The following is a 19,317-nucleotide window of genomic DNA, read 5'->3' as shown; positions in this document are numbered from 1 at the left end:
GATTACCCGGCGATCCCTAGTCCGAAAATACCACTTGTCAATCGATTTACTTCTAGTAAGTTCAGTCTGTCTTTTTACTGTGAGCCTCCAGGGGGAGTCCTATGAACATCCGCCGTGCCCGCTGTGCGCGCCTTCTACTCGGGCTAGGAATGGTCTTCAGCGCTGCCGCTATCCAGGCGCCCGCCGCCAACGCCGATAATCCGCCCAACTGCGAGCAGGTCCCCTGGGGCTTCCTGGGCTCGCTGAAGCGCGAGATCTGCGACCAGCCAATCCGAAAAGATGGGTCCTGGACGCGGCGCAAGGTCATCGGCATTCCTGCCCACTATCGCAACCCAAGCAGCAGCTGCTACAGCAGCGGCTATTGGGGCACCACCGACTGCACCTACTACCCAGGCGGCCAGGTGCCGGACAGAGTCGACAGTGATGAAACCTACGATCTGCGCGCAGACACCGTGCCCACCGACGAGCCAGGGCACATGCCTGACCCCGCACCGGCTCCGCCAGCGCCCAAGGAACCCACACCTGCGCCTGCCCCACCGGAGCCGGTTTCGGAAGACGCCTAGCTGATTACGCGGCCATAGGCGTCAGCGTCGACCGCGCTCGGTCCGTCCCGGCTTGCGGGCGACCTTGCCCGCGGCGGCACGGGCCGCCTGCTTGGCGAGGGTCTTTTCCCGCGCCGTACGTTTCGGTGCAGGCTCGGTCTGCCCTCGCGATGAATCGGCCTTGCGACCCCGCACAATTCCGATGAACTCCTCGACCAGGGCTGGCTGCTGCCCTTCCAGGAAGGCAAGTGCGACAGGGCATGTGGGTGCGTCAGTGATTGGACGGTACGTGAGGTCCTTGCGGTGATGCAGCCGTGCCAGCGACTGCGGAACGATAAGCGCACCCAGCCCTGCGGCGACGAGTTCTATTGCGTCCTCGGTGGTCTCGGGCCGGTGATCGACCGGAATGCCGGGAGCGCCCACCCAGAAGAGGACGTTGTCGAGTGGGAGCAGTACCGGTTCGCCGTCGATGTCTGCGGCGGTGATCGTGTCGACGGCACTGAGCAGGTGATCGGTGGGCACCACTGCCACCGTTATCTCTTCGTAGAGAGGGATGACGGCAAGTCCAGATGTGTCGGCCGGCAGCCGGAGCAACGCGACGTCCACGGTGCCGTCCCGCAGCGCGTCGGCCGCATCTGCCGCCGCGACGGCGCGCAACCGCAGTGGGGCCTTGGGATGACGCTCGGCCCAGATTCGTGCCCACTTCGCAGGAGTTCCACCCGGGACGTACCCGAGGGTGAGTGAGGGCGAGGTCACCGCCTCAGGCTACCGATAAGCTGAACCCATGAGCAGGCCCAACGCGCAGTCCATGAAACCCGCCACCGCGGCGAAAAAGCTGGACGTGTACCTGCAAGCGACACCCACAGAGTTCCAGGAGAACCCGATCACCCGCGCCGAGCTCGCGGCGCTGCAGGCTGACCCACCGCAGTGGCTCAAGGACCTCCGCAAGGACGGGCCGCACCCGAAGAACCTCGTGGCAGCCAAGCTTGGTGTTTCGATCTCCGGTCTCGCGCGCGGCGGCGTCGATGGTCCGCTCACCACCGAGCAGATCAACGAGTTGCTCGAGGAGAAGCCCGAGTGGCTGGTCGCGGAACGCGAGAGCTATCAGAACGTGCTCCGTGAGGAGCGACGCGTGAAGGCGCTGCGGGCGGACAAGGCCCGTTGATCCGTTAGAGATCAACTGCTGCCCGTCGGCTACTGGTTCAGCGGCAGTTTCGCGATGATCGGGCCCGTCGGCGAGGCCGAACCCTGGCCTTTCTCGACGGTGAATGCCAGTGCGGTGGAGTCGTTGAGTCGGGGTATGACCGCTGTCGTCGACGGTGCCACGGCCTGAGCATCCATGGTTCCCGCTGACTCCGGCCCGCTGTCGCCGATCAGCCACATTTGGTAAACAGTGCCGGGTTGTGGTGGCGCCACATTGTTCATCACCAACACCGCCGTGTTCTTCTGCCGCGAATAGACAACAGTTGCCGTACCGCCGGTGGGGATGTCACCGGTGACGGTCCGCACGTCGGTTGCGGTGAAGACCTGCTGCGCGGTCGGAGGCGGAGGCCGCAGAATAGTGCCGATCCCAGCTGCCGCCAGCCCGATAGCGGTGGCGGCCGCCACCGCGATCAGAGGCGCTCTCCAGCGGTTGACATCTATTGCCCCGGAATCTCTTTGGATGTCCCGGGCCACGATCTTGAGCAGTCGCGGGCGAAGCCGGGCCGGAGGTTCAACCGCGGTGCTTGCCGCCAGGGCCGCCATCGTTTCCCGTGTAGCGCGCACTTCCTGGGTAAAGGAGAGGGTTTGTTCGGCGGCGCCGACTGACAGCCACCTGTCGATCTGGTCTCGTTCATCGTCGGGCAGCGCATGCAGTGCGTATGGGGTGGCGGCGGTGATGAGGTCGTTGGGTTCGGTCATGGTGTCCCCAGGCATCGGCGCAGCGCTTTGATCGCGTCACGCATCCGAGATTTTATGGTTGCCAGATTCGCGGCAAGCCGTTGCGAGACTTGGTTATAAGTCAAACCGTCGTAGTACGCCAGATGCAGGCATTGGCGCTGCGTATCAGTGAGTGTTTCGAGGCATTCGGTGACTTGCCGCTGCTCTTCGTTACGGATCACCGATTCAGTGACCTGGTCGGCGGCACGCTCGACAGTGGTGGCGCCGTAGCGCGACTCGCGGTCGGCCGCAGATTGCTCCGAGCGCACGCGGTCGATGGCGCGGCGATGAGCCAACGTCATGATCCAAGCCAGAGGCGATCCGGCGGTCGGGTCATAGCTTTGGGCTGAACGCCAGATCTGTAGGTAGATCTCTTGCGTTGTCTCTTCGCTATAGCCAGGATCCCGTAATACCCGCAGCACCAGCCCGTACACGCGCGAGCGGGTGTGATCGTAGAGCGCGGCGAATGCCGCGGTATCGCGGTCGGCGACATTGCGCAACAGGGCATCCAGGTCGCCAGGCACGCCCGTGAGCCTAAACGCATCGCGGAGATTGTTCATGACGATTCGCGTTTCGGGGGACGTGGCAGGATAAATGAAACCCGGCGTTGGTAGTCAGCGAATCCGGGCCGCCCGGCCATTGCCTTCTCGGTGCGGCGACCCCCAGTGGCGTAAACGAGGAAGTAGGTCATCAGCACCGGATAAGGCACCGTTGCGAACGATTGCCAACCGGTGATCGTGATCAACCAGAGCCCCCACCACACGCAGGCATCGCCAAAATAATTCGGGTGCCGAGTCCAGGCCCACAGTCCCTGCTCCATGATCTTGCCCTTGTTGGCTGGATCCTGTTTGAAACGGCGCAGCTGAAAATCACCCACTGCTTCGAAAAGCATTCCAAGCAGCCATAACCCGATACCGACGGCTACCACGGGACGCAGCGACTCGGGGGTTGGTCCTTCAACGGCTGAGCGTTGGATGGGTAGGGATACCAACCACGTAGCGCCCGCCTGGATGACGAAGATCTTGCGCAACACATGCGGCACCGAGAAATCGCCACCCAGCAGATCACGGTACCGCGGATCTTCGCCTTTCCCAGCCGATTTCACCAACATGTGCCATGAGAGCCGGGCACCCCATATACCGACCAGCGCGAGCAGCAGAAGCTGGCGCTGCCGGTCACCGCCACCGAATACGGTGCACACCGCGGCCACCGCGATGAACCCAAGGCCCCACGCGACGTCGACCACGTTGTAGCGCCCGATGCGGTGGCCGATCAGGAAAGTGACACTGTGCACGGCCACCACAGCGCACAGCGAACACGCCATCACGGTGAAGAAGTTCATTGTCGACCTCGCTGGAAAATCCATTGGTGGACATCGAGATACCCGGATCGAAACCCGGCCTCCGAGTACGCCAGATACAGCTGCCACATTCGATAGAACGCGTCGTCGAATCCCAGCGCCAACACGCTCTCACGCCGAGCCGCCAGCTGCTGACTCCATAACCGCAGTGTCTCGGCATAGTGCGGCCGCAGGGACATTGTCTCAATGGTCCGCAAATGCGTTCTATCAGTGGTCGTTTCGGTGATTGCCCGCACCGAGGGAAGTAGGCCGCCAGGGAAAATGTACTTCTGTATCCAGGTGTGGGTGTTGCGACTGGCCACCATCCGCTCGTGGGGCATGGTGATGGTTTGAAGGGCCAGCCGGCCGCCCGGTCTAAGCAATCGGTCGATGGTTTGGAAGTACGTTGTCCAGAAATCGAACCCGACCGCTTCGAGCATCTCTACCGACACGATCGCGTCGTATTGGCCTTGAACGTCTCGATAATCGCACAGCTCTATCCGCACTCGGTCGGACAGCCCGGCGGCTCGCACCCGCTGCTGTGCCAGTTTCTGTTGCTCGCTCGACAAAGTGACCGACCGAACGTGCGCCCCGCGCGCGGCGGCCGATAAGCACAATTGCCCCCAACCTGTACCGATCTCGAGAACTCGGGTGTCGGGGCCTACTTGTGCGTGGTCCAGCAAGCGGTCGATCTTGCGGTGTTGGGCATCCAACAGCCTCTCTGCTGAGCCCGGGATGTGGTCGAACAGAGCACACGAGTAAGTCAGCGTCTCGTCCAGGAACAGGGAGAAAAAGTCGTTCGACAAGTCATAGTGATGCGCAACATTGCGCTGGGCTTGTGGTGGCTCGTTGCGCTGAGCTTGCGGGACGCGCGGCACGGCAAGATGCCGGAAGCGTTGCAAGATAGGGGGAATCAACTCCCCCATCGATGCTGCCCACGGGGTGAGAAAGCCTGCCAGATCGTCGCAATCCCAGTCTCCGTCCATGTAGGCCTCACCGAATCCAATCAAGCCGGAGCGACCTAGACGTCGTGCCAGTGCCGTCGGCCGCCGAACTCTCATGGTGGGCAGGGACCTATCTGCTGCCCCCACAACAGACCCGTCCGGGTACAACACCCGCACCGGGAGCCGCGCGGCCGCACGGCGCAGCAGCTTATCAGCCACTACCGCTCGTGCCGCTGCAAGCGGCCCGGAAGGAACCGGCGCGATATGCAACCGGCGATGCGATCTGATATCGCGCACATCGGCAGTGGCGCCGTCGAGATGACCGTTCACGCTCTCCTTTCCCTCTCGTGTGCAGATGTGCGCTCTACCACCGGTAGCCCTTTCAACCACAGCCTGATCCCTTCTTTACGGATGGCCAGCGCACCCATGAGTGGCGCCAGGGGCGCGACGGCCTGCAACCACAACAGTTCACCGACTCGGGCCCGGCGCCGGGTGCCGCGCACCGCGGCGAAGAACGGCCGCTGGCCGCTGCGCTGCAGCGAGATACTGATGTTCAACGTCTTGCCGGGGCGGGCAGCACGAACTCGGTATCGCCCGTCGACGCCGTTGAATGGCGATACGTAAAGCTGTTTGTCCACTGTGGAATTGGCGGTCGGGGGCAGCAGGTATGCGTGCCGTCCGCCGTAGGTGTTGTGGACCTCGGCAATGATGTGGGCGAGGTCGCCCTGGCGGTCGTGGCACCAGTACAGGCTCAGCGGGTTGAAGACGTACCCCAACACCCGCGCCTGCAGCAGTGCGGTGACCGTACCGCCGCCCAGTCCTACCCCGTGCGAGGCCAAGAACCGGTCCACGCGTTGGCGCAGCGTGTCGTCGACATCTCCCTGGAGATGGTCCCGTGCTTGGAAATTGGCGAAGGTGCGCAGACCGAAGGGCAGGCGCGGCGGTTTGTCGATATCGATGTACCAGCAGTAGCCACGATAGGCGAACCGGTGTGTCACCGGCGAACGCCGCACATGGATGATCCGGGTGCGGTATAGGCAGGGAACCATCGTCGCCGAATTCATCGTGCTCCCACGCGATGCTCGCACCGACCGGCCGCATCAACCGGCCAGTCCCGGCCCAGTGCTTGTGCGGCGCGTAGGCCCGAGGCGGCACCGTCCTCGTGGAAACCCCATCCGTGGTACGCACCGGCGAACGTGATGCGGCCATCGTTGAGGCGTGGCAGTATGCGTTGGGCGGCAACGGATTGCGACGTATAGACCGGGTGCTGGTAAGTCATTTCGGCAAGTACCGTCCCGGGGGCTACCAGATGCTCGCCGCCGAGAGTGACCAGAAACCGGCGCGGGCCGGGCAATCTCATCAACCGGGTGATGTCATACGTCACCACGACGCCTTGGGCGCCGCCGCTGCACAGATAGTTCCACGACGCGCGGGCGTGTGGATATCGCGGCAACAGCGACTCGTCGGTGTGTAGTTGCGCGGAATTGCTCACGTAGCCAATGGCTCCCAGCACCGCACGCTCGGCAGCGGTGGGCTGTGCCAGCAGAGCCAGCGCCTGATCGGGATGCGTCGCGATCACGGCGGCATCGAACACCTTCGGCGGGTGCCCCGCGGCCGTCACCACAACGCCCTCGGGAATCCTTCTGACCTGGGCGACAGGGGAACCGGTGAACGCCTCGTGCAGGCCGCGCACCACGGCATCGACATATGTGCGCGAACCCCCGGTGACTGTTTTCCACTGCGGCGACCCGAATACCGACAGCATGCCGTGATGGTCCAGGAATCTGAACAGGTATTGCGCCGGGTACGCCATGGCCTGCCCGGGCGGGCACGACCACACGGCGGCCACAAGTGGTGTCAGGAAGCGGCCGCGGAAGAACTGTGAGAAACCCAGCCGCCGAACAAAATCCCCGAGACTCAGAGCCTTGTCGTCTGCCTCTGGGGCAGCCAGCAATCGGCGGGCGTGGCGATGAAACCGCTTGATCTCTGCCAGCATCCACAGATAGCGAGGATTCGCCGTCGCGGGCGACGCAAAGAGGCCGCGCACGCCCCTGGCGCCGGCGTATTCCAGCCCAGTGCTGTCATCGCGCACCGACATCGACATATCCGTCTCGGCGGTGGCAATGCCGAGTTCGTCGAACAATCGGCACAGTGTGGGATAGGTCCGGTCGTTGTGCACCAGGAATGCGGTGTCGACCGCAGTGGGCGCACCGTGGCCGGCGTCGACGAACTGAGTGTGAGCGTGGCCCCCGAAACGCCCATCGGCCTCGTACAACGAGACCCGGTCGTGGGCAGAGAGCACGTGAGCTGCGGTTAATCCGGCCACACCACTGCCGATGACGGCGACCGACCGTGCCCCGCCGGGGCCAGATATCTCACTCACACCCCGTATTCGGAGTAAACCGGCCCGCGGATGGGTATTGCCTCTCTCGGACGGCGCCTCGGCGCGGGCTCGGCCTTTTACGCAGCCGACCCATCCGGAGGACTTTCGGCTCCGAATTAGTACAGAGCCGCACACATGCCCCCCCCGAAGTGCGGCTATTCCAGTGCGCCCGCAGAAGGAGGGCCGGCAGATAGACGTTCCCCGCACCGCCCACGAAAGGTTCTGCCCAGATGTCAGAAAAACCGCGGCTTCGCCCACATTTCGCCGATGTTCAGGCCCATTACGACCTGTCGGATGACTTTTTCCGCCTTTTTCTTGACCCGACCCAGACATACAGCTGCGCCTACTTCGAGCGCGACGATATGACTCTCGAGGAAGCCCAACTGGCCAAGATCGACTTGGCGTTGGGCAAGCTGCACCTGGAGCCTGGGATGACGCTGCTGGATGTGGGGTGTGGTTGGGGCGCCACGCTCAATCGTGCATTGGAAAAGTACGACGTGAACGTCATCGGGTTGACTCTGAGTAAGAATCAGAAGGCACACGTCGAAAAGCTTTTGGCGGCATCAGCGAGCACTCGGTCAAAGATCGTCCAGCTGCACGGGTGGGAGGAGTTCGACGGCAAGGTCGATCGGATCGTGTCGATCGGCGCGTTCGAACATTTCGGCTTTGACCGCTACGACGACTTTTTTAGGTTCGCCTACAACGCACTACCGGATGACGGCGTAATGCTGCTGCACACCATCACCGGACTGCATCTCAACGACATCACCGCCAAGGGCCTGCCGCTGAGCTTCGAGCTGGCGCGCTTCATCAAATTCATGATCACCGAAATCTTCCCCGGCGGGCGGCTACCCACCATCGAGATGGCGCGAGAGCATGCCGAGCGGGCGGGCTTCAGCTGCACACGAATACACCAACTGCAACCGCACTACGCCAAGACCCTGGACCTGTGGGCGGCGGCACTCGAGGAACACAAGGACGAGGCCATCGCCATCCAGGACGAGGTTGTGTACGAGCGTTACATGAAGTACCTCACCGGATGTGCGAACTACTTCCGCATCGGCTACATCGACGTCGCCCAATTCACCCTTCCCAAGTTGCACCTCCCGTATCTGAAGAACTAGCGATTGCCGAAAGGAGCTGGACATTGAGTGCCATCGTGCCGCTGTGGACCCTGGGGGCTGAACTGCTCAAAGCCGCGGGCAACATCTTCGGAGTCCGTTCGGGCACCGAAGAACCGCAATACTCGTCACGGTCTCTGACCGCTTCGGTGCAGATCAGGCAGTACAACAGCCGAGTCGCGGCAGAAACCACCGTCTTGGCCGATGACGACCGAGCCCGCAGCGAGGGTTTTCGCCGCCTTGCGGGCTACATTTTCGGCAAGAACCACCGGCAGGCCAAGATCGCCATGACCGCACCCGTAGCGCAACAAAACGACACCATTGCCATGACGGCCCCGGTGGGCCAATTGTCAAGTGCTACTGGCGGTTCAATAATCCGGTTTTATATGCCGGCGAAATGGACGCTAGCAACCCTGCCCACTCCCGGCGATGAGAGCATCCGGCTCACCGAAGTGCCCGCCGAGACACTCGCGGTGCTGCGCTTCAGCGGTGACCGATCGGCGGCCACCGTCGCCAGGCGAACCGACGAGTTGCTTAATACCCTGCACGAAAACAACATAAAGACATCGGGCGATCCCCAAGCCTGGTTCTACGACCCGCCGTGGACACTCTCGTGCGCTCGACGCAACGAGATTGCAGTTCCCATCAACGCACGGGGTGACGACGCCTTCTGAGCGACCACGCAGAGGACGCCGGAACTAGACTTCCCGACGATCGGAGACTTATGGGTATCAGTGGTTCGGTGATTGTCGACGCGCCCGTCGAGGACGTGTTCGCCTGGTACTCCAGGCCGGGCGCGTTCAATCGCTTGGCGGCGCCGTGGGCGCCCGTCGAGTTGCGTACCGAAGCCGCCTCGCTGCGCGACGGGGCCGCTGTACTGGATTTACCGGGAGGCTTACGCTGGGTCGCCCAGCACGATCAAGAGGCGTTCCTGCCCGGCCGACGATTCGTCGACGAAGGGGTCGCGACGGGACTGCGGTCGGCGGTCAGTGGTGTGTTGCCCTGGCGGCATATTCACGACTTCGAGCCCGTCGGCGATAACAGCACTCGGGTACGCGACACGATCGAAACTCCTATCCCGGGGCTGCTTCTCACCGAACTCATCGCCTATCGACACCGGCAACTCACCGGGGATCTGGCCGCGCACCGCAGAGCGGCCGACCATGGAATGAATGCCTCGACAGTGGCAATCACCGGGGCATCGGGCCTAGTGGGTACCGCTCTTGCCGCGTTCCTGAGCACGGGTGGGCACCGCGTAATCCGCCTGGTCCGCGGAGAACCCAAGAACCGCACCGACCGCAACTGGGAACCCGATGATCCGGACCCGGCCGCACTGGAGGGCGTCGATGCCGTAATCCATCTGGCGGGTGCCACCATCGCCGGACGCTTCACCCCACGGCACAAAGAACTCATCGCATCGAGCAGAATCGAGCCCACTCGCCTCCTTTCCCGAGCCGCCGCATCCGCAGGTGTCGGCACCTTCGTCAGCGCCTCAGCGGTCGGGTACTACGGGAAGAACCGAGACGATGAAACGCTCACTGAGACAAGCCCTCCCCCGCCGACAGCAGACTTCCTTTCCAACGTGGTCGCTCGTTGGGAGCAGGCAGCGTTAACAGGCGAGAGCGCCGGGACCCGTGTCGTCACCGTCCGCACCGGCATCGTTCAGTCACCACGCGGCGGAACGCTCAAGCTCCTGCTCCCACTTTTCCGGGCCGGCCTGGGCGGACGCCTGGGCTCCGGCACCCAGTGGTTGCCCTGGATCGGCATCGACGACTTGGTAGACATCTATCACCGATGCCTGTGGGACCTTTCACTATCAGGCCCGGTTAACGCCGTGGCCCCCGGCGTGGTTCGCAACATCGACTACACACGTGCACTGGCCCAGGCAGTCCATCGCCCAGCGCTCCTACCCGTGCCAGCCTTCGGCCCGGCGCTGCTACTCGGACGCGAGGGTGCCGAAGAACTCGCGATGGCAAGTCAGCGTGTCTCTCCCGCAACACTATTGGACCGCCAGCATGTTTTCCGGACTCCGAGTATCGGTCCCGCCTTGGGGCATCTCTTGGGAAGTCAGATCAGCTCGTGACCGTTATCTGGTGGGCCCGCCGCGACTTGCGGTTGGCCGACAATCCCGCGCTCCAGGCTGCTGCCGCGAGCGGTGATGTACTTGCCGTCTTTGTCCTGGACCCGCAGTTGCTTCGCAGCGCAGACCGCCCGCGAGATGCGTGGCTTGCCGCCAACGTTCTTGACCTTGACCAACAACTCGATGGACGGCTCTGCCTCTGTTCCGGTGCGCCGGAACAGGTCCTGTTAGAGCTGGCTGAACGTGTCGGTGCCACTGAAGTGCACGTGGCCCGGGAGACGACCCCTTTCGGCAGGCGCCGGGACAGGTTGGTATCGACTGCGCTGGCCAAGATTGGTGTGGACTGGATCGAGACGGGCTCACCCTACGCAGTGACGCCGGGCCGAATCACCAAATCAGACGGGACTGCGTATCGGGTGTTCGCCGCATTCGAACGCGCCTGGCGTGAGCACCACTGGCCGCGCCCCGCCCAGCTGAAATCCAGCCCTTCCTGGACGAAGCCTCCCCGGTCCGCACGATCAGGCCCCGCCAGGTCGTTACTTGCCGAACTCACCCAAAGCTGCAGCATCACTTTGCCTCCCGCGGGTGAGGGTGCGGCCCGCATGCGGTGGGAACACTTCCTCACGCACGACCTCACTGGGTACGCCGTAGGTCGTGACCGCGCCGACGTCGACGCCACATCCAGGGTCTCGCCCTACCTCAAAGTCGGGGCGATCCACCCCCGCACACTGCTCGCCGACCTAGCATCCATCGCGGGCCAAGACGCCGCCAAGTTCGCCTCGGAGCTAGCCTGGCGAGATTTCTATGCCGACGTGCTCTACCACCAACCACACTCCGCGCACGCCGACCTGACCGATGCACTAGCGCATTTGACCTATACCGAGCCCGGCGAGGGCTTCACGGCCTGGCAACGCGGAGAAACCGGATACCCGTTGGTTGACGCCGGCATGCGGCAACTACTTGCCGAAGGTTGGATGCATAACCGAGTACGAATGGTCACCGCGAGCTTCCTTACCAAGGATCTCCACATCTGGTGGCCGCACGGAGCCAAGCACTTCATGAACCACCTCATCGATGCCGACAGCGCATCCAATACCCACGGCTGGCAATGGGTTGCAGGAACGGGCACCGATGCTGCGCCGTACTTCCGAGTCTTTAACCCCACGGCTCAGGCACAGAAGTTCGACCCGAACGGCGCATACATCCGCAAGTACATCCCGGAACTACAGCACCTGCCCGGGGCCTCGGCTATCACACCCTGGAAGCACCCCGACGGCCATGCGCGCGGGTACCCGCCACCCATCCTCGATCACGCAGAGGAGAGGAACATCGCACTGCACCGGTACCGCTCCAGGCAAGACCACTAGCTATTCAGCTGCCACACCGAGAAATTCAGCACCGCCGCGAACGTCGACCATGCTAAGTAGGGAAGCAACAAGGTGGCGGCCCAACGGCTTCGGTGCCAGAACAGCATCACCGTTGCGGCAATGAATCCCCACAGCACGAGAATCTCGATGAATGCCACTCCCCGCCATCCAAGCCCAAAGAACAGCGGCGTCCACGCCATGTTCAGGACAAGCTGCACCCCGTACACGATTAGCGGCACACGATTTTCCCGTGACGGCTCTGATCGCCATACCAACCACGCCGATATCGCCATCGCTACGTACAGCACTGTCCACATGGGGCCAAATAGTGAAGCCGGTGGGGCCCAGCCGGGTTGTTGCAGACGGCCGTAGCTTTCCGCAGCGCTCGACGCAGCAGCACCACCGACTCCCGCGGCGATCGTCACCGCTATGACAGAGACGGCAAGCCCAGCCCATTCCCTGGGCCACCGGCGCGAAACCCCTTGAGTCATAACGCTATAGTAAACAGAATTTCGCACGTCGGCGACGCTCCACCCACATCTCTGTTCACTACGCGAATGTCCCGTCTGGGACACACCGAACGAGAGTGAAAGCGAGGACTTCCAAACGCAGCGATCGCAACCCACACGCTGACCGTTGAGATCATCGCGCCCTTTCAGCTCCGCCGCTTTGGCTTCGACGAGTTGCGCCCATTCGTCCGGAAATCCGGCCACGAGCCTGACGGTCGGCGCAGGCGGACTCTCGGACTCGCTGATGTTCGGATCAGCGCCGTGCTCAAACAGTAGTTTGATCATCGAACCGTCAGGACAGTTCCTGCGTTTTCTGATAGATATCCACAACGATGTGTTGCCCCACACGTTGATCGGGTCGATGTTCGCACCGGCATCCAGTAGCTCCTTGGCGATCTCGATATTCCGCGATCAGCAGCTATATGTAGCGGCGTCGTATCCTCTGGTCCAGGCAGATTGATGTCCACTCCAGAGGCGACCTCCGTGCGGAAAGCCGCAGCATCGTTGTTCATGATTGCCACGTGGATCGGCCTGAGCAGGCCACCAGCTGGCGGCGTGTTTCTCATCATGATCTCGTTAGTCCCTCTGGCGCGCAGTAACGTCAGGCATACGACAGTTAGCGGTCCGTGTAATAGCGGATCGGACTGAGGTCTGCGGCGGCAAGCGCCCACGGATCACCGAACAGGCTGGCCGTGCCACCAGACCACCAGTCGCACAGTTCGCCGCCGCCGATGCTCAACAGCACGGCCGACGCCGGATCGTCCACGGCAGCATAGTTTCCCGTACCTCGAACATCTCGCTGGATGAACCTGGGGTGGCCGCCAACGTGGTCATCGGACCAGAAGGCACCCTCATCGCAGAGTCTGTAGTAGACGTGCTGCCCCCAGGCAATCGACAGTCCGTAATACGGAGGCGGCTCACTCAGCAGATCCTCGTCACCGGCCAGTCCTGCGTCTTGGAGTGCAGTCCAAAAGGTTTGACGCTGCTGCTCGGTAAACCGGTCTACATCGCCCGGAAGAGTCCTCACCCGTTCGAACACAATGCGATACGGCAGCGGGTTTAGTTCTTGAAAGCTGTACGGTGCGTCATAGCCCGGGCAACGGCCGACCTCACCGAAAAGCTCTTGGCCGCAGTCGCCGTACGGCCGCGTCGGGTAGGAGACATAGCGCGTCGACGGAGCGCTCAGGTCGGTGATCCACCTGACTTCAAACCCTTTCGTGCCCTGGGTGTCATCGAACGTCATACCCGCCACGTCGTCGCTCCCGACGAACCACTGCAGCAGTCCGTCAGCGGGGAATCCCGGTAAGCGCGGAACGTCCGCAAAATTAATCTGGCACACGAACGACATCGGCTCGCCGCGGTAGTCCGGCCACTGGCTGCCTTCTGGCCAATACGGATGCCCGCCCAGGTACGACGACCGAATATCAGGGTCTCCCGGCTCAGGTTTCAAACTGACAGCATCGGCACCCAGTTCGCTAAGCAACCCATCCAACCCCGCAAAAATCCCCATAACCACGAACTATAGCGAAGTTCAGCAACCTACCGAAGGCTAGGTGCGCTTGCACTCGAAGACTCTCGAAGGGCCCACGAGCCAGTGCGGCGCAAACGGCTCTGCTACTGCGCAATTCGCTTCAGAAGACGAGATGATCATATATGTCGCCGATGCCGAACCCATGCCGAGACTGACCCAGAACACACGCTGCGTGGCAAGCGACGAAACAACAACGCCGCCACCGTCAGCCGGTACGACGGCTCCCTGATTATCAACCAATGGCATGCCCTCTACGTGGTGCGCGCCCAGCAGACGGGCAACTACATCGTCAGCTACGCCGGCTATTTAGACCTCCCTGCGGACTTGAGCTATCCGCCGGAACCCGCGCCATCACAGCCACTTTCGCAGGGCCCTACCACCGGTCTCACGCTTGTACGCGCTGGAATCATCGTGCTCATCATCACCGCATCACGGCGAAGCAAACCAACAGTGCAGCAACCGTATGGGAATGCGTATCCATACCCGCCTGTGCCCGGTAGCTCAGTTCCTGGCGGCCACCGAGCGGTTATGCACCGCCTGTTGCTACCAGATGGCGCGAGTGGCCGACTGTGCAACCAGTTCGCCGATCTCAACGATGTTGCCCGTCTTTGTGTACGGGGCTTGGACGGTCATAGCAGCGCCTTCGCGGTGCTGTAAGTGGATCTCGATGGCATCAGATCCCAACGCGGCGACGCGGGTGTCGTATGCCAAGGCGTAGGCCACGAGATGATCCTTCTGCGAAGCCAGTTCGCGTTCCAGGGTCGCGATGGTCTCCTTCGCGTCCTCGCCCGCGCCGGAGAGTAAAGAATACTCCTGTTGAGCGTTGACGGTGACGGCGAACGGAATGAAGCTGTCGACGTTCTGCAGATTCTGGACAGCCAAGTCAATAGCGGTGCTCAGCAGAGTATCCAGCGCCTCCTGCGCGCCAGCAGTTGCGTTTTCCCGCCAACTCATCTTTCGCTCTCCCGCTTCGGTTCGCATTGCGCCAGTGCCCGTTTCACCCTATCGCGCATCCACGAATTCGGAGTGTCCGCCATAACTTTCAGCGGTGCGTAGAGCCGTGGGTCGCGCAGTTTCCCCGCAGCGCCGACGGCGATACCAGCGGCAACTGGCGCTGGGTCATCAGGATTGTCATTGTTGGCCAGAGCCGATTCCAGCACTTCCTTGATCAACAAGACGGCACGTTCGCGTTGCTTCTTGGTCCGGGCAACCGCTGTCAACAAGAAATCCGCATCCAGCTTGTTGGGAAGTGCGTCGATAAGACCGAAGATCTCCTCGATCTGCTTCTCACTTACCGGGCCGTCGATGGCATCGGAGATGTACCACTGCATCCGAGTACCGCCACGGTCGTGGGCACCCGCGAAATCTCGGTACGCCTTGATCAGCGCGTCGACAGAATCTGGCCGATACTGCTTCTTGCCGAGCACGGATAGGATCCCGCATTGGAGATTCCTGCTTGGTATCCGATAAAGATACGAAGCCAGAACCGGAACGGCCTCCCGAGATCCGCCAACCTGTAAATCGTCCAGGCTCCGGGCTTCAGCACCAGTCATCGAATTGATGGTGTCGAACATCAAACTAAGCCAGGCGTCCTGTACGGGTATCGCCTTTTCCAGGGGTTGGAAATCTAGACGCGTGTAGTACTCGTCGTCATCGACTCCTACACGTGTGTGGTCGAGCTCAGTCATCGTCATATCACCTTATGGAGCGTTATCGCCCCGGAGTCCACCAGCGCCTGCAGCGGTCCCGTCAATGTTGTGCCATCACCTTGACGGACAAACAAATGGAATGTGAGCCCATTAGCTTGCGCGTAGGCAAGGTAGTCGCGGAGCTGGGCGGTCAGTGCCTGCTTGCTGACATTCTTGACCTCACCAATCATCCTTGCCTGGCGATCGAGAACGTCTGGGACACGATACGTCGCCTTGGACGGTGTGACCGGCGTTATCCGGGTGGTGTTCTGTCCAAGCCCCACCGCGTTGATTCCTTGCTTGCCGAGCTCGCCCGCTGTGGCCTTTGGCACATTGACCGCATCCCCCGGCGCGACCTGAGGTACCAGCCATCCCTGCAGATGACCGGGGGCGGTGCGCACAACATCACCCGTGGTCCACTCCAGCACGGCATCTTGGCGGAAGTTGATCTCGTCACCGTCACTGACATTCGGCAACGTCAGATTGAAAATGTTTCCGGACTGGGTGATCAGCGGATCCCCGACCCTCTGACCGTTCACCCACACATTCGTGGTCTGGCTTAATACGTTGGTAGGCCCGGCTCCCTGGTATGTCCAAGTGAAAATCGCCGGGCCGGAGTCTGTCCCGAAAATCGGCACGAACCTGCCATCCCCGACCGCGAGCAGGTCCGGGTTCTGCAGGCTCACACCATCCTTGATGTTGATGGGCTGCCCTTCGATCAACGGGACCCGCACATCATCAATCGGCACATCAGGTGAAGGCGGATCAGCCGGCGCGGGAAGCCCCGGCTGCGGGCCGCCGAAGGTAGCTGGCCCGCTGCCAGCTGGGCCGCTTGCTGAAGTCGCCCACCCAACCATCTCGGCTGGCGCTTCACCCGCCGCGTCCGTCGGCACTCCGCCCGAACCCATGCTGCTCACCGAATTCACCACACCGGAGAGCTGGGAGACGCCGCTGGCCACCTGCCCGACACCTTCAGTGCCTTTCGACACGGTGTCGTTGAGTTGCGTGAATTGCTCCGTCTGCGGTTTCAGCTGTGGGTTGGCGTCCCCGACCGCCTGGGCGATCTGGTCCGCTTCTCCCTGAGCGGTTTTCACAATCTGACTACCCGCATTCACCGCGTCGGCGGTGCCTTGAATGCCTTGCGAGACACCCTGCACCACCGTGACAGCGTCTTGCGGATTCACCGCTCCGGATTGCGCCGACGAGGCCAGCGAGACACCAGCCTGCGCGGCCGAACCAAAGCCCTGCGCGGCCTGCCCCGACGACTGCCCGATCTGCTGACCGGACTGCACATAGGTCTGCACATCACCCGGAAGGCCTTGCACCGCTTGGGATGCATCCTGACCGAGCGCCTGGGTGTCTGGGCTTTGTTCCTGCTTGTCCTGCTTGCGGCGCCGTGTCGATGCTGCACCAAGCAACAGCGCGGTTAGATCGTTGTCACCGGACTGCTTGTCGCGATCCTGCTGATCGTCCTTCTTCTTGTCCTTAGACGGGAACTTAGGCAGCTTCTGATTGCCGTTCTGCTTCTGCTGCCCCTGCTGGTTTTGCAGCTGCCTAGTCATGTCGTCGATGCGCTGACGATCCTGCGTGGATTGCTGCTGTTGATGCTGCAGCTGGCGAGTCAGGTCATCGATCTTCTGCTGATCCGACGACTGGTTCGGCTGCTGCCCAGCATCTTGTTGCGACGGTTGTTCAGGTGCCTGCTGCGGTTGTTGCGCAGGCTGCTGCACACCCTGATTCGATTGACCGCCTTGCGATCCGGGGTTGGCCTGTCCGCCGTTGAAATCTGGGTTCGGCTTGCCCGGCCCTTGCGTATACGGGGTGGCATTTTGATAGTCAGGGATCTGGGTGCCGTGTGCGGGCTGATCCCAACCCTGCTGCGGCCCCTGCTGCCCACTGGACCCCTGAACACCGTTGTTACTGACCGACGGAGCCTGAGTGTTGTAGATCGAGATACCCGAATTTTGATCTAGCGGGGCTTGATTGGAGCCGTAGTTACCGCCCTGATAGTCCGGCATCTGGTTGGGCATCTGCGGCGGCTGAAACTGGGAGGCATCCGGACCGTACGAGTTCGATCCATTCGACCCGCCCCCGCAATCGGGCGGGCACTGCGCATGCGCCTGCGGCACCGTAGCCGGAGTGAACCAACCCAACCCCAACCCCCCGGCCGAGAACATCAACAGCGCGACAACACCCGAGGTTGCGGCCGCCTTATGCGAGGCATCGGTAGCCCATTTCCACAGACCCGCAAGACCTTTCCACCAACCCAGGTTCGACCCGATAGCCCACGTCAGGACCGCGGCGATAGCGGCGACAGCGGGCAATACCTCCGGGCCGGTGATCCACACATACAACCGCGGGGTGATCCCAGCGGTCAGCAACACCAAACCCAAACCACCGCCAACAAGGGCGGCCACCAGGCCCGGATGCCACAACCCTTCTGGCGTGCGGCGCTTGCCGACCGTGCGGTCGCGCTCGATGAGCAGACCGGAGTCAGTGAGGGCTTGCTTGACCAAGCCGGTCAGGTACTGGCCGCTGGTGAACAGCGCAGCGCCAGCCAGCACCGCCACCAGCATCTGGCCGATCCCCAGCGACAATGACCATTGGCTTTCACCGGTCAGGTCCCGCCACCAGCTGGCGTAACCGCCGCGGAACGTCCACCACATGCCCAGCGCCCCAACGATGACCGCCCCCGACGCGGCCACCGCCAACACCGGCTCCGTCAAACGTTCCTTCGCCCCATCAAACAGCGCCGCGATGACCGGCCGGGCACCCCACATCGCGAGCTTGATTCCGCCGCCGAGGGCCGTCATACCCAGCAGCAACAACCCAGCCCAGCTGATCAGGTCTGCGGCACCATCACCACTGCGGTACAGGTTGTGCAGTGCAGCCACCGCGCCTACCACCAGGACGCCCCCGACAGCGAAGGCTGCCATGCGGCGCCAGGTGTCGTGTTCGAGTCTGGATTCGTGAGCACCATCACGTACGGGCAACTCCTGCGTCAGTGCAGCGGAATGCGCCAGATCACGGCATTCCGATACCGCAGTCAGCTGTTCAGTTGATCGTTCGTTCCCCGACACGTCGCCTCCGTCAACTTCCGCAAAGCCCGCAGGGAAGTGACACTACGCCCAGCCAGGAACAGCTGTCCACGCGGATAGCAAACATTCACCTTGCGACATGGACGCCGGTGCGCAAGAATCGCACAGCAACGACGAACGTGTATCCCTAGATGAGAGCACACCGCCCGGCAACAGCCACACTTCGCAGCTCAACCGACAGGGAGTCTCAATGAACCCACTCATCGAACACCTAGCCGCGGCGCCGGGCGTCCGACTTCCGCTATGACGGTCGTGTTTCTCGCAGCGACGCTGTTCATCCTGACGTGTGTTGGTTCGGCGCTGGTCGTTCACGGCACCGTCAAGAAGAACGACTGGGGCATCTGCTTGTCTGCACCCCGGTGCCCGAAGTGCGGCGTGCCGATGCCACAGATCCGGGCACCGAGATCTTTCCGACAAACGATGTGGGGTGGAAGCACCTGCAGCCAGTGCGATATTGAAGTGGATAAGTGGGGACGGGAACGCTCCTAGAGGAGTTCACCCAATACGGGCCGGCTCGTTAGTTTGTCATCAACGTCGATGGCGAATTTGATGTGATCACCCTCGAGTATTGTCGCGGTGACATTCACGCAATAGACCTGGCCCCCACTGTCGCTTATCCAGCATCGCTGGGTTACGCCCTTCTCGCCGCGCAGGGGCCACCGCATTTCGAGGAGGTCGGAGTGATCCGACCTTGGTGGTGAGGGCATTTGAGACACCGCTAGCCAGCTCCTCTGTCGAGATCTCTTTTGTCGTGTCCACATTGGCCGAGGCCGAGCAGCTAGTTAATGCGGTCGT

Annotated in this window: 18 protein-coding genes; 6 read left to right on the top strand and 12 right to left on the bottom strand. The window is 62.2% G+C overall.

The window, feature by feature from the left end; genetic code table 11:
• The first annotated feature begins 101 nt into the window (after positions 1–101).
• Positions 102–563 (top strand): CDGP domain-containing protein, encoded by a 462-nt coding sequence (locus tag BKG76_RS18385; RefSeq protein WP_131815826.1) that lies wholly within the window; start codon positions 102–104, stop codon positions 561–563.
• A gap of 21 nt (positions 564–584) precedes the next feature.
• Here BKG76_RS18385 and BKG76_RS18380 read toward each other — a convergent pair whose 3' ends face one another.
• Entirely contained in the window at positions 585–1,298 is a 714-nt protein-coding gene (locus BKG76_RS18380) for a LysR family transcriptional regulator substrate-binding protein (RefSeq protein WP_070938861.1), read from the bottom strand.
• A 28-nt stretch (positions 1,299–1,326) separates the two neighbouring features.
• Between BKG76_RS18380 and BKG76_RS18375 the strand changes: the two genes are divergently transcribed.
• Positions 1,327–1,707, top strand: a complete 381-nt coding sequence (locus BKG76_RS18375) for a DUF5997 family protein (protein WP_070938860.1) — start codon at positions 1,327–1,329, stop codon at positions 1,705–1,707.
• A 29-nt stretch (positions 1,708–1,736) separates the two neighbouring features.
• Here BKG76_RS18375 and BKG76_RS18370 read toward each other — a convergent pair whose 3' ends face one another.
• The 6 genes from BKG76_RS18370 to BKG76_RS18345 are packed head-to-tail and all read right to left on the bottom strand — an operon-like array spanning position 1,737 to position 7,128.
• The gene (locus BKG76_RS18370; protein WP_070938859.1) at positions 1,737–2,444 is read right to left on the bottom strand and encodes an anti-sigma factor; all 708 of its coding nucleotides are present in this window, start codon (positions 2,442–2,444) and stop codon (positions 1,737–1,739) included.
• Positions 2,441–2,986 (bottom strand): sigma-70 family RNA polymerase sigma factor, encoded by a 546-nt coding sequence (locus tag BKG76_RS18365; RefSeq protein ID WP_070939355.1) that lies wholly within the window; start codon positions 2,984–2,986, stop codon positions 2,441–2,443. Before BKG76_RS18365 ends, BKG76_RS18370 begins: the two co-directional genes overlap by 4 nt.
• A 32-nt stretch (positions 2,987–3,018) precedes the next feature.
• A complete protein-coding gene (locus BKG76_RS18360) occupies positions 3,019–3,804 on the bottom strand; it encodes a DUF1295 domain-containing protein (RefSeq protein WP_070938858.1) in 786 nt (261 codons plus the stop codon).
• Positions 3,801–5,075 (bottom strand): class I SAM-dependent methyltransferase, encoded by a 1,275-nt coding sequence (locus BKG76_RS18355; RefSeq protein ID WP_070938857.1) that lies wholly within the window; start codon positions 5,073–5,075, stop codon positions 3,801–3,803. Before BKG76_RS18355 ends, BKG76_RS18360 begins: the two co-directional genes overlap by 4 nt.
• Positions 5,072–5,809: a DUF1365 domain-containing protein gene (locus BKG76_RS18350; protein ID WP_070938856.1), complete on the bottom strand. Its 738-nt coding sequence runs from the start codon at positions 5,807–5,809 to the stop codon at positions 5,072–5,074. Before BKG76_RS18350 ends, BKG76_RS18355 begins: the two co-directional genes overlap by 4 nt.
• Positions 5,806–7,128 (bottom strand): NAD(P)/FAD-dependent oxidoreductase, encoded by a 1,323-nt coding sequence (locus BKG76_RS18345; RefSeq protein WP_070938855.1) that lies wholly within the window; start codon positions 7,126–7,128, stop codon positions 5,806–5,808. The genes BKG76_RS18350 and BKG76_RS18345 overlap by 4 nt, the downstream gene beginning before the upstream one ends.
• 230 nt (positions 7,129–7,358) lie before the next feature.
• Here BKG76_RS18345 and BKG76_RS18340 point away from each other — a divergent pair, with 230 nt between their 5' ends.
• The 4 genes from BKG76_RS18340 to BKG76_RS18325 are packed head-to-tail and all read left to right on the top strand — an operon-like array spanning position 7,359 to position 11,696.
• Positions 7,359–8,252 (top strand): cyclopropane mycolic acid synthase family methyltransferase, encoded by an 894-nt coding sequence (locus tag BKG76_RS18340; protein ID WP_070938854.1) that lies wholly within the window; start codon positions 7,359–7,361, stop codon positions 8,250–8,252.
• 23 nt (positions 8,253–8,275) lie between these two features.
• Positions 8,276–8,923, top strand: coding sequence for an SOUL family heme-binding protein (locus BKG76_RS18335; RefSeq protein WP_070938853.1), 648 nt, complete (start codon positions 8,276–8,278; stop codon positions 8,921–8,923).
• 50 nt (positions 8,924–8,973) lie between these two features.
• On the top strand, positions 8,974–10,332 hold the full coding sequence (locus tag BKG76_RS18330; RefSeq protein WP_070938852.1) for a TIGR01777 family oxidoreductase: 1,359 nt from the start codon (positions 8,974–8,976) through the stop codon (positions 10,330–10,332).
• Positions 10,329–11,696, top strand: a complete 1,368-nt coding sequence (locus tag BKG76_RS18325; RefSeq protein ID WP_070938851.1) for a cryptochrome/photolyase family protein — start codon at positions 10,329–10,331, stop codon at positions 11,694–11,696. The genes BKG76_RS18330 and BKG76_RS18325 overlap by 4 nt, the downstream gene beginning before the upstream one ends.
• Here BKG76_RS18325 and BKG76_RS18320 read toward each other — a convergent pair.
• The 5 genes from BKG76_RS18320 to BKG76_RS18295 form a co-directional block, all read right to left on the bottom strand.
• On the bottom strand, positions 11,693–12,187 hold the full coding sequence (locus BKG76_RS18320; protein ID WP_070939354.1) for a TspO/MBR family protein: 495 nt from the start codon (positions 12,185–12,187) through the stop codon (positions 11,693–11,695). The two genes, BKG76_RS18325 and BKG76_RS18320, sit on opposite strands and share 4 nt — an antisense overlap.
• 634 nt (positions 12,188–12,821) lie before the next feature.
• Positions 12,822–13,715, bottom strand: a complete 894-nt coding sequence (locus BKG76_RS18310) for a YwqG family protein (protein WP_070938849.1) — start codon at positions 13,713–13,715, stop codon at positions 12,822–12,824.
• Positions 13,716–14,279: 564 nt separating this feature from the next.
• Complete coding sequence (locus BKG76_RS18305) at positions 14,280–14,690, bottom strand: hypothetical protein (RefSeq protein WP_070938848.1); 411 nt, start codon at positions 14,688–14,690, stop codon at positions 14,280–14,282.
• Positions 14,687–15,424 carry a hypothetical protein gene (locus BKG76_RS18300; protein WP_070938847.1) on the bottom strand — a complete coding sequence of 246 codons (738 nt, stop codon included), beginning with the start codon at positions 15,422–15,424 and terminating at the stop codon, positions 14,687–14,689. Before BKG76_RS18300 ends, BKG76_RS18305 begins: the two co-directional genes overlap by 4 nt.
• Before the next feature lie 2 nt (positions 15,425–15,426).
• Positions 15,427–18,504 (bottom strand): putative toxin, encoded by a 3,078-nt coding sequence (locus BKG76_RS18295; protein ID WP_070938846.1) that lies wholly within the window; start codon positions 18,502–18,504, stop codon positions 15,427–15,429.
• Positions 18,505–19,317: the final 813 nt, after the last annotated feature.

Source organism: Mycobacteroides franklinii, from assembly GCF_001853795.1.
GTDB lineage: Bacteria > Actinomycetota > Actinomycetes > Mycobacteriales > Mycobacteriaceae > Mycobacterium > Mycobacterium franklinii.
The sequence above is the reverse complement of the archived record's forward strand: the minus strand, read 5'-3'. Positions and strand labels throughout refer to the sequence as shown.

What these genes read in the sequence shown, in the direction of transcription:
- BKG76_RS18310 (WP_070938849.1), bottom strand. Translation starts at nt 13,715, where the DNA reads ATGGGGATTTTTGCGGGGTTGGATGGGTTGCTTAGCGAACTGGGTGCC.
- BKG76_RS18370 (WP_070938859.1), bottom strand. Translation starts at nt 2,444, where the DNA reads ATGACCGAACCCAACGACCTCATCACCGCCGCCACCCCATACGCACTG.
- BKG76_RS18350 (WP_070938856.1), bottom strand. Translation starts at nt 5,809, where the DNA reads ATGAATTCGGCGACGATGGTTCCCTGCCTATACCGCACCCGGATCATC.
- BKG76_RS18385 (WP_131815826.1), top strand. Translation starts at nt 102, where the DNA reads ATGAACATCCGCCGTGCCCGCTGTGCGCGCCTTCTACTCGGGCTAGGA.
- BKG76_RS18330 (WP_070938852.1), top strand. Translation starts at nt 8,974, where the DNA reads ATGGGTATCAGTGGTTCGGTGATTGTCGACGCGCCCGTCGAGGACGTG.
- BKG76_RS18340 (WP_070938854.1), top strand. Translation starts at nt 7,359, where the DNA reads ATGTCAGAAAAACCGCGGCTTCGCCCACATTTCGCCGATGTTCAGGCC.
- BKG76_RS18300 (WP_070938847.1), bottom strand. Translation starts at nt 15,424, where the DNA reads ATGACTGAGCTCGACCACACACGTGTAGGAGTCGATGACGACGAGTAC.
- BKG76_RS18320 (WP_070939354.1), bottom strand. Translation starts at nt 12,187, where the DNA reads ATGACTCAAGGGGTTTCGCGCCGGTGGCCCAGGGAATGGGCTGGGCTT.
- BKG76_RS18305 (WP_070938848.1), bottom strand. Translation starts at nt 14,690, where the DNA reads ATGAGTTGGCGGGAAAACGCAACTGCTGGCGCGCAGGAGGCGCTGGAT.
- BKG76_RS18375 (WP_070938860.1), top strand. Translation starts at nt 1,327, where the DNA reads ATGAGCAGGCCCAACGCGCAGTCCATGAAACCCGCCACCGCGGCGAAA.
- BKG76_RS18360 (WP_070938858.1), bottom strand. Translation starts at nt 3,804, where the DNA reads ATGAACTTCTTCACCGTGATGGCGTGTTCGCTGTGCGCTGTGGTGGCC.